The following is a 12,968-nucleotide window of genomic DNA, read 5'->3' on the forward strand; positions in this document are numbered from 1 at the left end:
TTTCAAGAAAGGATGTAGTAGACATGCTATGGAATAAGTTAATGAATCGACACAAACCGACACTGCACTCACCAATGGAAGGAGACGTCATTCCACTCGAACAAGTTGCGGACCCGGTCTTTAGTGAAAAAATGATGGGCGATGGCATTGCCATCACACCAACAGACGGTGCCGTCGTCTCACCGGCTGATGGAGAGATTGTACAAATCGCTCCAACAAAGCACGCCATCGGCATTCGGACCGAGGATGGGGCTGAGATTTTGATACACGTCGGACTCGATACCGTTGAACTCGAAGGTCGACCGTTTGATCTTCAAGTAGATGTGGGCGACCACGTCAAGACGGGACAGCTGTTACTCACAGCAGACTTGGCGCAAATTCATCAAGCTGGTAAGGACACGGTCACGCCAATGGTCGTGACGAATGGTGGCGCACTTGCCCATCATTACGCCTTCACGTTCACGAAGGAAGCTGTTCCGGGCAAGACGATTGTCGCCCGAGTGGAAGCGTGACTCCGGAATAAGGAGGACACATGATTAAAATCAAAAAGATTCTAAACAACAATGCGGTCATCGTCTCAGACGAGGGTGAAGAAAAGATTGCGATTGGCCCTGGCGTCGCGTTTAAAAAAGCGAAGAACGACATCGTCAATCCCCATAAAATCGAAAAGTTGTTCATCATGCCAGAAAATGACAAGTTCCAACAGTTATTGAGCCGGATTCCTGTCGAACACTTCACCGTTTCCGAGGACATTATCTCTTATGCGGAAAAACGTCTCGAGACATCGTTCAACGAACATATCCACATTGTCTTGACCGACCACATCTCGTTCGCCATCGAGCGGGAAATGGATGGCATCTCATTACGCAACAAACTGTTGAACGAGATTAAAATCCTCTATCGGAATGAATATGAGATTGGACTATGGGCGATTGAGCATATCGCTGAAAAGCTCAACGTCCAAATGCCGAAAGACGAAGCTGCGTTCATCGCGCTTCATATTCATACGATGAAAGTGAAAGGAGGTGATTTACGCAAGACGGTCAAACAGACAACAATTGTCCGCGACATGATTCAATCGATTTCACGACGACTCGATGTATCCATTGAAGAAGATGACTTATCCTACCAACGATTATTAACTCATTTACGGTTCGTCATGGATCGGGTCAACCATTACGATCATCATACGATTGATGAAGACATGCTCCGCATGATTCAGACGAAGTTCACGTCTGCCTATGCGTGTGCATCAGATGTCGCAAAAGAAATGGAAGAGACCTATGGCATCGTCTTGCCCGAGTCAGAACTTGGTTATATTACGCTTCACATCCAACGTCTACAAGATCAACACCATCAAAAAGGAGGAAATCAACAATGATGAACTTTTTCCAACGTCTCGGACGTTCCCTCATGTTACCGGTCGCCGTACTACCGGCTGCTGCCATTCTCATGGGGATTGGTTATTGGATTGACCCAGTCGGCTGGGGATCTGAAAACATTGCCGCTGCATTCTTAATTAAGGCAGGGGCCGCTATTATTGATAACATCCCAATTCTGTTCGCAGTCGGGGTCGCGCTCGGAATGGCTAAGAACCGTGACGGTTCAGCAGCACTAAGTGGACTCGTTGCCTTCTTGACGGTCACAACGCTTCTCTCCGCAGGAACGGTAGCATTGTTCCAAGGAATCGACGTAGAAGCCGTCAACCCGGCATTCGGTAAGATTGGGAATGCTTTTATCGGGATTCTATCCGGTCTCGTCGCCGCTTCTATGTATAACCGCTTCAGTCAAGTCAAATTGCCAGATGCTCTCGCCTTCTTTAGTGGGAAGCGTCTCGTTCCAATCATGACAGCCTTCTCGATGATTCTCGTCTCGGTCGCCCTTTACTTCATCTGGCCGGTCGTCTATACAGGTCTCGTCGGATTCGGAGAATCGATTTCAAAACTCGGCGCATTCGGTGCCGGACTCTACGGATTCTTTAACCGTCTCTTGATTCCAACCGGTCTTCACCACGCCCTCAACTCTGTATTCTGGTTCGACGTCGCCGACATTAACGACATCGGAAAGTTCTGGTCAGGTGAAGGTGAAAAAGGTGTGACAGGGATGTACCAAGCAGGTTACTTCCCAATCATGATGTTCGGTCTTCCGGCCGCAGCACTCGCGATGTATCACACAGCGAAAACGAAACGGAAGAAACAAGCCGCTTCACTTCTTCTCGCAGCGGCATTCGCTTCATTCTTCACAGGGGTAACAGAACCGCTCGAGTTCTCATTCATGTTCCTCGCTCCTGTTCTTTACCTTGTACACGCAGTCCTTACAGGAATTTCGCTCTTCGTTGCGGCAACGTTCCAATGGACAGCCGGCTTTGGATTCAGCGCAGGCTTGGTCGACTTTATCTTGAGCTCACGCTTGCCGCTTGCGAACCAACCGTATATGCTCATCGTTCAAGGTCTCGTGTTCGCAGTCATTTACTACGTCATCTTCCGCTTCATGATTGTGAAGCTCAACTTGGCAACGCCAGGTCGTGAACCAGATGAAGTCGTCGATGCGGTTGCAAGTGAGACGGCAGACGGTGAAGCGAAAGTCGCTCCGGTCGCATCAGCTTCAGGTAGCGAATACTCAGCAATGGCACATATGATTTATGACGGTCTTGGCGGTGACAGCAACGTCACAGGCATCGAGTCGTGCATCACACGCCTACGCGTCGATGTCAAAGACATGGATACGGTCAACCAAGATCAAATCAAAAAAGCCGGTATTCCGGGAATCAAAGTCGTCAGTCCAAACCATATTCAAGTCATTGTCGGCACAAACGTTCAGTTCGTCCTCGATGAGATTGAAAAAATCCGTAGCCACCGCGCCGGATAAACGTCGAAAGCCACCTCATTCAGGTGGCTTTTCTTGTTTGGCTGTATATTGTTTATAAAATTGAATGAAATAGTAGAGGAAGATCCACGGTAAGATGTACTGTGTGAGCCACATGAAAACCTTAAGTACTGTATGTACAATATATGGCCCTAGCCCAAATAAAAATAATGCGACTAGTAAAGCGCCGCCTAAACCTATGTATATCTTTTTATTCAACTCATCCATCCCCCTTATTTTCCCAGTTCAGTGTAACATAAAGAGCCTGCCGCAACCGGACAGGCTCTGACTACATTTGACGAAGTCGGGAAATGCGTTCGACCGGATCGGGATGTGTTGAGAATAGACCACTCACTTTTTTCTTGAGTGGATCGGAGAAGTAAAGTGGTGCCGAGGCACTCGACGCTTGCTCGACCGGTGTCTCGACGTTCGCAATCTTCTCAAGCGCTGAGGCGAGAGCATCCGGGTTGCGGGTCAGTTCCGCCCCACTCGCATCTGCCAAAAACTCACGATTCCGTGAAATCGCCATATTGATGAGCATCGCGATGAGCGGTGCCAACACCAACAAGACGAGTCCGATGATCAAAAAGATGGGATTCTGGTTTTGATCGCGTCTTCCACCGATACTTCTAAAGAACAGCATGCGCGACCCGATATCGCTCATGATGGCAATCACCGAAACAAGTGCGAGCGTGACCGTCGAGAGCCGCACATCATAATTCTTAATATGCGCGACCTCATGCGCGATCACCCCTTCTACTTCTTCTCGCGATAATCGATCCAACAGTCCCGTCGTGACGGCGACAGCCGCCTTTTCTGGCTTCAATCCCGTCGCAAATGCGTTTGGCGATGGGTCGTTGATGATAAAGATGCGCGGCATCGGCACTCGCGCGACCATCGCCATGTTTTCGACCGTATGCCATAAAAAGCGGTGCTCTTCCACCGATGTCACCTCTTGTGCCCGATTCATCTTCATGACGATGTTCGTACTCGACATGACGACGATTCCCACATAAAACAACGAGAAAATCGGTGTGAAGATTAACCCCGGAATCGCGTCTCCATAGTTGACGTAGGAAATGGCCGCTCCGACGAGAAGAACGAATAGGACAAACCCTGTGACGATGAAGACCGTCTTCACTTTATTCTTTCGAATCTGTTCATAGAGGAGCATACGCGCCACCTCGATTCATCAAAATGAGACGCGAACGTTCTCGCGCTCTTCGGCACGTGCCTCGAGCATATCGCGCTTTTCAAAATGATGGACGGAGGCGATGATGTTCGTCGGGACCGATTCGATTTTCGTGTTATATTTCATGACCGTATTGTTATAGAGTTGACGCGAATACGCGACCTTATTTTCCGTCTGTGTCAATTCTTCCTGCAACATCTTGAAGTTCTCGTTCGCTTTCAAATCCGGGTACGCCTCACGAAGCGCGAAGAGATTTTTCAGTGCTCCACTCAATTGATCGTTCACTGCCATCTGGTCCTGACGATTCGACTTTTCTCCGAGCTGGTTTCTCAGTTCGACGACCTTCGCAAGCGTTTCTTGCTCGTGTTTCGCGTAGCCTTTCACCGTCTCGACCAAGTTCGGAATCAGATCATACCGCCGCTTCAACTGCACATCGATTTGAGCCCACGCCTCATCGACCCAATTTCGATACTTGACGAGCCCGTTGTACATCAAAAAATAGATGAGTACGAGCACGACAACCGCTACAATCGCAATAATCCACCCCATGTTGGCACCTCATTTCTTCATTTTCTCCTGTATTAATTCCCTTTACTCGTATAAGATAAGCTTAACTTTCATAACAATTTGTAAATGAATTCATTTCTTGACACGGTAACCACAAAGGAGTGTTCGCAATGATCGTCACGCATGCCGAAGTACGTTTGACCGAGTTGTTCGAAGAAATGGTATCCCTAAGACGCCATTTTCACCAATATCCTGAACTGTCTTTTCAAGAAGTCGAAACACCAAAGATGATTGCCTCGTATCTCCGTGAACTTGGGATTGAAGTACGTGAGCACGTTGGCGGCAATGGGGTCGTCGGTCGAATCAAAGGCGGTGACGGTCCGACCATCGCATTACGTGCCGATTTTGACGCCCTTCCCATCCAAGATGTGAAAGATGTCCCGTATCGTTCAAAAGTGAACGGGGTCATGCATGCGTGTGGTCACGATGCCCACACGGCGACACTTCTCGTTTTAGCGAAAGTATTGACTGAGATGAGCCTTCCAGGAGACGTCGTGTTGATTCACCAGTTCGCAGAAGAATTGGCTCCGGGTGGTGCCAAACCGATGATTGAAGACGGCTGTCTCGACAACGTGGATTATATATACGGTGCGCACATTTGGACACCACTTCCGTTCGGAACGATTGGCGTGAAAACAGGTCCTATCATGGCTGCGGCAGATCGCTTTGAATTGATCATTACAGGAAAAGGTGGACATGGCGCGATTCCGCAACATACAGTCGATGCCCTCATGGTTGCCGTGAACGTGGCGAATCATCTCCAACAGGTCGTCAGTCGGCGAATCGATCCGCTCGAACCTGCCGTGCTGACCATCGGTACGCTCCACTCCGGACAAGCATTCAACGTCATTGCCGAAGAAGCCAAATTATCCGGTACCGTGCGTACATTCACTCGGGAGACGCAAAAAAAAATCATCTCCGATATGGAGCGGATCATTCGTTCCGTCTGTGAAGCGAGCGATGCTGATTATGAATTGGAGTATATAAAAGGATATCCTGCTGTCGTGAATCATGTGACCGAAACGGAACTCGTCCGTGAGAGTGCGGTGGAGGTCGTTGGTGCAGACGGTGTCATTGAGATGGCACCACTTATGGTCGGGGAAGATTTCGCTTATTATGTCGCGCACGTTCCTGGTAGCTTTTTCTTCACAGGAGCAGGAAATCCCGAGCTCTCCGCAATCTTTCCGCATCATCATCCCCGCTTCGACGTGGATGAACGAGCGATGTTGCACACAGCCCAAGTCTTGTTAGGAGCTTTACAACGAACGTGGATGGTACACGAAAAAGAGGGCTGATGCATCGCATCAGTCCTCTTCAGTAATTGGTTCTTTTAATTCTGAAACAAGCACTTGGTCGACACGCTTTCCGTCCATATCCACGACTTCAAAGCGAAGACCGTACGCTTCGACCACATCGCCCCGTTTCGGAAAATCACCAAGTGCGTAAATGACGAGTCCTGCGAGCGTATGATAGGAGTTGCGCCCTTCGTCGAATCGGTCATCCCGAATCTCGAACGTTCGCTTCAAATCCTCTATTCCGAGTAACCCATCCGCCAAATATGATCCATCTTCACGACGAACCACTTCTGGTGTATCCTCTTCAATCATCACCTCTCCGACGATTTCTTCCAAAATATCGAACAAGGTGACCATACCAAGGAATCCGCCGTATTCATCTAAAACAAAGGCGATTTCCACACCATTTTTCTGCATCATTTGAAGCACTTGGCTCGCCTCTCGTTGTTTTGGAACGATGAGCGGCTGTTTGATGCGCTTCAAAATCTGTGACTGCTCACGCAGTGTCGGCAACGTCAAGATGTCACGTACATCGATGTACCCGACAAAGTCGTCAAGCGAGTCGCGCCCGACCGGTAACTTGTTATGTTTACTTTCATAAATCGATTTCTTAATATCGTCCATGTCATCTTCTAAGTCGACCCATTCGAGCGTCGTCCGTGGTTGCATGAGCTCATAAATCAATTGATCATGAAACGCAAAGACCCGTTCGACTTGTCGAACTTCTTCATGAGCGAACTGTCCTTGCTGGGCGCCTTCAAACAAGAGTTGTTTGATCTCGAGCTCAGTCTCCCCACTCGTCTGTTCCGCCTTCAACCCTAACAATTTGAACAAAAAGAGTGTCGATTTCGATAAAATCCAAATGAACGGTTTCATCACTTTACTGAATAAATCGAGCGACGGAATGATTGCCATCGTTACTTTTTCAGGCGAGACGAGCGCAATCCGTTTCGGGACCAATTCACCAATGATGAGCGACAGATACGTAATAATCGTAACGACGGCCACATAAGCAACGGTTCCGGCATACTGCGTACTCATTCCGGCTTGTTCAAATGCCGATGCGAGCGGTGCCGAGAAGCGTGCGCCCCCGTATGCCCCGTTAATAATCCCAATCAATGTGATTCCGACTTGAACGGTCGACAACAAATCTGTCGGGTCTTTCGAATAATGAAGCGCAATCTTGGCACTTCGTTTTCCTCGATTTGCTTCAACCTCAAGTTTTGCAGGTTTCGATGAGATGAGCGCAATTTCTGTCATCGCAAAAATCCCGTTCAACACAATCAAAAACAAAACAATCAACAAATCAATCACTATGGAAGAATCCACTTTTTTCATCACCTCAGCTAATTTTTAAAGCATACTGCTTCATTTTATCAAAAAATCGTTACCAACCTGTACCCGTTTTGCTCAGAAAAATAGCCACTCCTCAAGAAGTGGCTTCGTTGACAGCTTGTTTGGCGATAGCCGCCGTCTGAGACTGTTTAAAGAGAATGACCCCGACAAGAAGGATGGTGAGCCCTACAATTTGTCCGGCCGATAACGTGATTTGAGGCATCCCGAAGGCGCCATATAAATCGACGACTAACGCCCAAATGAGTTGTGACACGAGAATGAGTGACACAGACAATGTGGGTCCGAGTAACTGGATGCTGCGCATGACACAGTACACGACACCGACACCAAATAAACCACCGAGCCAATAGATCGGCGACAAGTCACGTAATCCAGCAAGGTTTCCTCCAAATAATAACAACGGGATGATGGATCCGACCAAACCAACGATAAAGACCAATACGGTGGTGGCCCAAGCCCCTAAATTTGTGTTCATTTTCGCGTTGACCGCCGCCTGTACGCTAATAAATGTCCCAGCCACAGCCGAACAGATGATACCAAAAATCATATAACCCCTCCTTACTCATAAAACATGCCGTTCGCACGTTCTTTCAATCGCTCACTATTTAAAATGATGACTTCTTTTCTCGTTCGTTTGACCAATCCTTCATCCACGAATGCCTGCAACGTTCGGTTCAAGTGACGATAACTCGTCCCTAGCCACTCTGCGACTTCTTTACGCTTCAGTTGACTCATCTCCGCTTGAAACAGTTCATTCCCTGATTCACTGAGTGAAATCAAGTAACCGGCCAAGCGCTCTTCTAAAGTCGACATGAGATGATTCGACGAGGCGTTTGCCTCGATGAATAATTTTTCGGACACGCCTCGTAACAGATGCTCCGTGAATTCGACCGTGCGATTATATCGTCGAAGCGCCTCGAAAGGGATGCGCAGACACGTCACGGGACCGACCGCTTCAACCGTATGCAATACATTGCGTCCGCTCGCATACTCGATATCTCCAATCAATGTTGGAGCAGCCTTCAGACGCAACAATCGCAATTTCCCTTCTTCACTGAGCGTATAAATTTTGACACGCCCTTCAAGGACGACGAATAAAGATTCGATGTGCTGATCGTTCGAACATAACATGGTCCCAGACGCATATGTCACTACGGACGAGGACTCAAGCGTTTCATTCGAAAACAGATGATTCCACTGCAATCGTGTCAGTGCATCCATAATATTCATCATGTAAAGTGAACTCCTTAAGAAAATGTATAGATTCCGATCCCAACGACCATCAAGACGAGTCCCATGACCTGTCCCGTGTTCATCGGTTTCCGTTTGACACCAAACCAACCATTCAAATCGATGATGAAGGCTCCTACTAATTGTGCCACAAGCAATACACAAATTGCCCATGTGACCCCGAGTTGTTGAATCGCCGTCAATTCGCCGAAGACAACGAATACCCCAAACAATCCTCCTAAACTATAATACCAAGGCACACGTTTGAAGGCTGTCATGTCCGCATCCCGCTTGAAGAAGTAAATCGCGAGTGCTAACAGAAGTCCGACAAAATGAACGATAGTGACGGACATCCATGCGCCTACCGCATCTCCTAGTTTTGCATTAAAGATTCCTTGAAGGGCGATGAACGTCCCTGATAAGATGGCAAATAAAATTCCCATGTCATTCCCCTTTCTCTTCGTCTGACTTTACGAAAAGAGAGATGACTTGAATAGGACATATGTCCAAAAAACAAAAAAGCAACTTCGACATTCGAAGTTGCTTCACACGATTATCCGAGTAACTTAACAAGTTCTTTCCCGACCGCTTCAGAAGACTGAGGATTCTGACCCGTGACGAGACGTTCGTCAACCGCCACATTCACCGCCCAGTTGTCAGCTCCCTTGAACTGCCCGCCTTGATTGCGTAGTCCTGTTTCAAGTAGGAACGGGACGGCAGAATCGAGTTGCATCTCTTTTTCTTCTGCATCGGTGAACCCTGTCACCTGTTTATCTTTAACGAGTGGCTCATCGTTGCTGAGTTTCACATTGACCAATCCAATTGGTCCGTGGCAAACTGCCCCGACAATATTTCCACTCTCGTATACATTGCGAATGACACGTTGTAACGTTTCATTTTCTGGGAAATCAACAACTGTCCCGTGACCACCCGGTAAGAAGATTGCATCGTACGACTCATCTGCGACTTGATCGAGACGAGCTGTGTCTTTGAGCAATTCCCGTGTATTGAGAATGTCTTCTGACAAACCATCTTCTAAACTATTCGCATCGATTGGCACGTCTCCACCTTCGATACTCGCGATCGTCACTTTATATCCTTCTTTTTCGAACAATAAATAAGGAACGGCAAACTCTTCAAGCCAAAGTCCCGTTGCATGACCATTTGATAATTGATTTGCTGACGTTGTGACAATCAGTACATGTTTCGACATACTCAATTCCTCCTTCAAGAAAATCAACATACGACTCTAGTGTTCCCGATTCATCATCTGTTAAACCTGATGACCTGTCCGCTCATGACAAGGCGTAACTTTTTTAACCTGGTTATTTATTCATCCTCCCTTTTTCTTACCACCCTCTATACTGAGGAAGAATTGCAATTCCAACCCATGAAGGAGACGTGTGCTATGACGAAACGAATGAACGACTGGGGATTTCTCATTGTCGTCGCCATCATCATCCTATTGCTTGTGCTTGGTCAGCTGCCGTTCTTCATGTAATCTTCACGTATATTCTTTACCAGTTGTAGTATGATTGCCTTGTAAGCACTTACACCAAACCTGATATGAAAGGATGGAGTTCACTATGTCAGAACGCATTTTCATCAGTCCGGCCAAGTATGTGCAAGGGAAACAAACGATTGATCGCATCGGAGAGTTTGTCGCTCACTTCGGTTCCAACGCTTTACTCATCGCGGATGACGTCGTATGGGAGTTGATCGGCGAACGGGTGACCCAGTCTCTGCAAGCGAGCCAGCTCAAGGCGACGAAAGCTGATTTCATCGGAGAAGCGTCGAAGCACGAAATCACTCGAATCGCTACAGACGCTAAGAAGCATGAAACAGCGTTTGTTATCGGTCTCGGCGGTGGGAAAACGCTCGATACAGCAAAAGCGGTCGCAGATGAATTGGATGCGCGTATCGTTATTGTACCGACCATCGCCTCTACGGATGCACCGACGAGCGCATTGTCGGTCATATATACAGATGAAGGCAATTTCGAAAGCTACCGTTTCTATAAAAAGAATCCGGATCTCGTCCTTGTGGATACGGAATTGATTGCACAAGCACCGCCACGCTTCTTAGCGTCAGGTATTGCCGATGCATTGGCCACGTGGGTGGAAGTGCGAAGTGTCCTGGCATTCGGAGGCAAGACGATGGCTGGCGGTGTCCCGACACTTGCGGCGGAGGCGATTGCCGAACGGTGTGAAGAGGTTCTATTCACATATGGGATTCAAGCGTATGAAGCTGTGAAAGCAAAAGTCGTCACACCTGCGCTTGAAGCTGTTGTGGAAGCCAACACCTTATTGAGCGGGCTCGGCTTTGAAAGTGGTGGCTTGGCTGCAGCCCATGCCATTCACAATGGATTCACCGCACTTGAAGGAGACATCCACCATTTGACGCACGGTGAAAAAGTTGCATTTGGAACACTCGTGCAACTCGCACTCGAAGGACGCCCTCAAGAAGAGTTCGAGCAGTATGTTGCCTTTTATATGGCACTCGACTTACCGGTCACACTTGAAGATATCAAATTGAAAGATGCATCTCGAGACGATATCTTGAAGGTCGGGAAAGCGGCCACGGCAGATGGCGAAACGATTCATAGCGGTTTCGATGTTACACCTGAAGAAGTTGCTGACGCCATCATCGCTGCGGATCGCTATGCACGTCTTTATAAAGAACACCTATAAAAACAGCGAGACGAAGCTCACACGGCTTCGTCTCGCTGTTTTTTGTTCAGGAAGAATGATGAGAGAATTCCTACTCCCATACAACTGACCGTCAAAAGGAAGAACGTCAGCTGATTCATATAGATGATATTCGTGAACTGGTTCCATCCTGCTGTGTACGACTCATTGGCTGACAAACGAATTCCTTCTCGAAGAGACGCCGCCTGCGATTGATTAGTCATCCAAGCTATACCGGCCATGACGAAACTTCCAATCGCTAAACTAACCTTTCCAAATGGTCGCACGGATGCGACGACTCGATGTGTCAAACGAACGGTGATCCAAATAAACAACAACAGAAACGGCCATCCAATTAAGAGAACAATCCAGTATAGATTCCCTTCACTCGGTGTTTCCGAGTAAGGGGTCGTCATCACTTCACCAAGCTTAAAGATTCCGAACGTGATCAACGTCACGATAAACCATGCTTTTATCAATTTCTCCATCTCAACACCTCGTCCTCAGTATAGCAAAAACACCGTATGCGTCTGCATACAGTGTTTAGTCTTTCGGTCGGACGACGTAGTAAATCAAAATGACGAGCCACGTCCACACTCCTGTGAAAATCCCGATAATCCCGACGATGAAAAAACCAAGCGGAATCATCGATTTCGTTCGATTATAGTCCTTCCACATATTCGATAGCCCTTTGATATTAAAATACAAAAAGGCAAAGAATAGGACGAGCAATAAAAGTGGTAAACCGACTAAAGCTTCCATTCGCTCACTCCTCTCTACGATCTCATTCGTTATCTTTATTGTATCGGATTTCATGCCCACCTTCATCGGACCCAAGCCGTATCCTCTTCCGACCTAAAGGCGGATTAAAGATGCACAGTCTATCAAGAAAACGGGAAAAGGAACATCATCTAACTCTCGAGGAGGCGTTTTGCCATGAAGTCCCTGCGTATTTTTGTCATTTGTCTGCTGTTGTTTCAAGTGTCGCCAGTGACAGCGGCATCCTCGTCCCCACAACCAGGTTACACGATTAAAACGACCTATTTGTACGGTCGTGCCATGCAATCTTCCCCTATCCTTAAGACGCTACGAACGAACGTCCCAGTCCGCTATACGACCTATAATCGGAGTTGGTCGAACGTCTACATCGGAAATACGAAGTACTTCACTCCATCTGCCAACTTGAAAGCCGGTATCCCGAAGATGCCATCTGCCGATCGTTTACGACTAGTCAACAAGGCGAATGGACTCCCGTCCACTTATCGTTCCCCACAACTTGTCACGTTAACCATTCCAACTGTTTATCAAAAAGGGAGTGAACGGACCTTGATGACGGCGGAGGCAGCCTATGCTCTGGCTAAACTGTATTATGCGGGTCGGAAGCAAGGTCATACGTTATACGCCCTTAGCGCCTACCGATCTTACTCGACACAAAAGTCACTCTATGCCTATTACGTCAACACACGTGGGGTCGCATACGCTTCAAAATATGTGGCACGTCCCGGTCACAGTGAACATCAAACGGGTCTCGCCGTTGATATGACGAGTCAACGCATGCGTCTAGGCCTATATGAATCCTTCGACCGATCGCCTGAAGGGAAATGGATGCTTCAAAACGCCCATCTCTATGGATTTATCGTCCGCTATCTAAAAGGAAAAGAGAAAATCACGGGATACAATTACGAACCTTGGCATTTGCGTTATGTCGGTGTCACTGAAGCGACGATGATGAAGCAGCAGAACTGGGCGTTCGAAGAATGGTAGAGCAGACGTTGA

General features: G+C 47.7%; 15 protein-coding genes. 6 read left to right on the top strand and 9 right to left on the bottom strand.

Features of this window, described 5'->3' with window-relative positions; translation table 11 throughout:
• The first annotated feature begins 23 nt into the window (after positions 1-23).
• Genes KNO69_RS11560 through nagE form a run of 3 tightly spaced genes read left to right on the top strand, consistent with a single transcriptional unit; the run spans position 24 to position 2,868 of the window.
• Positions 24-512 carry a PTS sugar transporter subunit IIA gene (locus tag KNO69_RS11560; RefSeq protein WP_015880356.1) on the top strand — a complete coding sequence of 163 codons (489 nt, stop codon included), beginning with the start codon at positions 24-26 and terminating at the stop codon, positions 510-512.
• Positions 513-532: 20 nt separating this feature from the next.
• Positions 533-1,381 (top strand): PRD domain-containing protein, encoded by an 849-nt coding sequence (locus tag KNO69_RS11565; RefSeq protein ID WP_015880355.1) that lies wholly within the window; start codon positions 533-535, stop codon positions 1,379-1,381.
• On the top strand, positions 1,378-2,868 hold the full coding sequence (gene nagE / locus KNO69_RS11570; protein WP_214818175.1) for an N-acetylglucosamine-specific PTS transporter subunit IIBC: 1,491 nt from the start codon (positions 1,378-1,380) through the stop codon (positions 2,866-2,868). The genes KNO69_RS11565 and nagE overlap by 4 nt, the downstream gene beginning before the upstream one ends.
• 286 nt (positions 2,869-3,154) lie before the next feature.
• On the opposite strand, the gene htpX is transcribed toward nagE, so the two are convergent.
• Together htpX and KNO69_RS11580 are read right to left on the bottom strand one after the other, a co-directional pair.
• Complete coding sequence (gene htpX / locus KNO69_RS11575; protein WP_078146050.1) at positions 3,155-4,039, bottom strand: zinc metalloprotease HtpX; 885 nt, start codon at positions 4,037-4,039, stop codon at positions 3,155-3,157.
• Positions 4,040-4,057: 18 nt separating this feature from the next.
• The gene (locus KNO69_RS11580) at positions 4,058-4,606 is read right to left on the bottom strand and encodes a LemA family protein (protein ID WP_214818177.1); all 549 of its coding nucleotides are present in this window, start codon (positions 4,604-4,606) and stop codon (positions 4,058-4,060) included.
• 128 nt (positions 4,607-4,734) lie between these two features.
• On the opposite strand from KNO69_RS11580, the gene KNO69_RS11585 reads away from it, so the two are divergent.
• Positions 4,735-5,919, top strand: a complete 1,185-nt coding sequence (locus KNO69_RS11585; RefSeq protein ID WP_214818179.1) for an amidohydrolase — start codon at positions 4,735-4,737, stop codon at positions 5,917-5,919.
• A gap of 9 nt (positions 5,920-5,928) precedes the next feature.
• Here KNO69_RS11585 and KNO69_RS11590 read toward each other — a convergent pair whose 3' ends face one another.
• The 5 genes from KNO69_RS11590 to KNO69_RS11610 form a co-directional block, all read right to left on the bottom strand.
• Positions 5,929-7,257 (bottom strand): hemolysin family protein, encoded by a 1,329-nt coding sequence (locus KNO69_RS11590; RefSeq protein WP_214731294.1) that lies wholly within the window; start codon positions 7,255-7,257, stop codon positions 5,929-5,931.
• Positions 7,258-7,348: 91 nt separating this feature from the next.
• Entirely contained in the window at positions 7,349-7,822 is a 474-nt protein-coding gene (locus KNO69_RS11595) for a DMT family transporter (protein ID WP_214818182.1), read from the bottom strand.
• 11 nt (positions 7,823-7,833) lie between these two features.
• Entirely contained in the window at positions 7,834-8,508 is a 675-nt protein-coding gene (locus KNO69_RS11600) for a Crp/Fnr family transcriptional regulator (RefSeq protein WP_015880346.1), read from the bottom strand.
• A 14-nt stretch (positions 8,509-8,522) separates the two neighbouring features.
• On the bottom strand, positions 8,523-8,948 hold the full coding sequence (locus tag KNO69_RS11605) for a DMT family transporter (protein WP_015880345.1): 426 nt from the start codon (positions 8,946-8,948) through the stop codon (positions 8,523-8,525).
• 110 nt (positions 8,949-9,058) lie between these two features.
• Entirely contained in the window at positions 9,059-9,718 is a 660-nt protein-coding gene (locus KNO69_RS11610; protein WP_078146046.1) for a type 1 glutamine amidotransferase domain-containing protein, read from the bottom strand.
• Positions 9,719-10,091: 373 nt separating this feature from the next.
• Here KNO69_RS11610 and KNO69_RS11615 point away from each other — a divergent pair, with 373 nt between their 5' ends.
• The gene (locus KNO69_RS11615) at positions 10,092-11,195 is read left to right on the top strand and encodes a glycerol dehydrogenase (protein ID WP_074035103.1); all 1,104 of its coding nucleotides are present in this window, start codon (positions 10,092-10,094) and stop codon (positions 11,193-11,195) included.
• Between the two features lie 17 nt (positions 11,196-11,212).
• Here the strand turns inward: KNO69_RS11615 and KNO69_RS11620 are convergent, their stop codons facing one another.
• On the bottom strand, positions 11,213-11,680 hold the full coding sequence (locus tag KNO69_RS11620) for a hypothetical protein (protein ID WP_078146045.1): 468 nt from the start codon (positions 11,678-11,680) through the stop codon (positions 11,213-11,215).
• A 55-nt stretch (positions 11,681-11,735) separates the two neighbouring features.
• On the bottom strand, positions 11,736-11,954 hold the full coding sequence (locus KNO69_RS11625) for a hypothetical protein (protein WP_078146044.1): 219 nt from the start codon (positions 11,952-11,954) through the stop codon (positions 11,736-11,738).
• 174 nt (positions 11,955-12,128) lie between these two features.
• Here KNO69_RS11625 and KNO69_RS11630 point away from each other — a divergent pair, with 174 nt between their 5' ends.
• Positions 12,129-12,956, top strand: a complete 828-nt coding sequence (locus tag KNO69_RS11630; RefSeq protein ID WP_214818184.1) for a M15 family metallopeptidase — start codon at positions 12,129-12,131, stop codon at positions 12,954-12,956.
• Positions 12,957-12,968 lie beyond the last annotated feature (12 nt).

This window comes from Exiguobacterium sp. s131 (genome assembly GCF_018617345.1).
In the GTDB taxonomy this organism is placed as follows: Bacteria; Bacillota; Bacilli; order Exiguobacteriales; family Exiguobacteriaceae; genus Exiguobacterium; species Exiguobacterium profundum.

Bases quoted from the DNA above. Each gene is read 5' to 3' on its own strand.
- KNO69_RS11590 (WP_214731294.1), bottom strand. From the start codon at position 7,257: ATGAAAAAAGTGGATTCTTCCATAGTGATTGATTTGTTGATTGTTTTG.
- KNO69_RS11585 (WP_214818179.1), top strand. From the start codon at position 4,735: ATGATCGTCACGCATGCCGAAGTACGTTTGACCGAGTTGTTCGAAGAA.
- htpX (WP_078146050.1), bottom strand. From the start codon at position 4,039: ATGCTCCTCTATGAACAGATTCGAAAGAATAAAGTGAAGACGGTCTTC.
- KNO69_RS11630 (WP_214818184.1), top strand. From the start codon at position 12,129: ATGAAGTCCCTGCGTATTTTTGTCATTTGTCTGCTGTTGTTTCAAGTG.
- KNO69_RS11600 (WP_015880346.1), bottom strand. From the start codon at position 8,508: ATGATGAATATTATGGATGCACTGACACGATTGCAGTGGAATCATCTG.
- KNO69_RS11625 (WP_078146044.1), bottom strand. From the start codon at position 11,954: ATGGAAGCTTTAGTCGGTTTACCACTTTTATTGCTCGTCCTATTCTTT.
- KNO69_RS11605 (WP_015880345.1), bottom strand. From the start codon at position 8,948: ATGGGAATTTTATTTGCCATCTTATCAGGGACGTTCATCGCCCTTCAA.
- KNO69_RS11610 (WP_078146046.1), bottom strand. From the start codon at position 9,718: ATGTCGAAACATGTACTGATTGTCACAACGTCAGCAAATCAATTATCA.
- KNO69_RS11620 (WP_078146045.1), bottom strand. From the start codon at position 11,680: ATGGAGAAATTGATAAAAGCATGGTTTATCGTGACGTTGATCACGTTC.
- nagE (WP_214818175.1), top strand. From the start codon at position 1,378: ATGATGAACTTTTTCCAACGTCTCGGACGTTCCCTCATGTTACCGGTC.
- KNO69_RS11560 (WP_015880356.1), top strand. From the start codon at position 24: ATGCTATGGAATAAGTTAATGAATCGACACAAACCGACACTGCACTCA.
- KNO69_RS11580 (WP_214818177.1), bottom strand. From the start codon at position 4,606: ATGGGGTGGATTATTGCGATTGTAGCGGTTGTCGTGCTCGTACTCATC.
- KNO69_RS11565 (WP_015880355.1), top strand. From the start codon at position 533: ATGATTAAAATCAAAAAGATTCTAAACAACAATGCGGTCATCGTCTCA.
- KNO69_RS11595 (WP_214818182.1), bottom strand. From the start codon at position 7,822: ATGATTTTTGGTATCATCTGTTCGGCTGTGGCTGGGACATTTATTAGC.
- KNO69_RS11615 (WP_074035103.1), top strand. From the start codon at position 10,092: ATGTCAGAACGCATTTTCATCAGTCCGGCCAAGTATGTGCAAGGGAAA.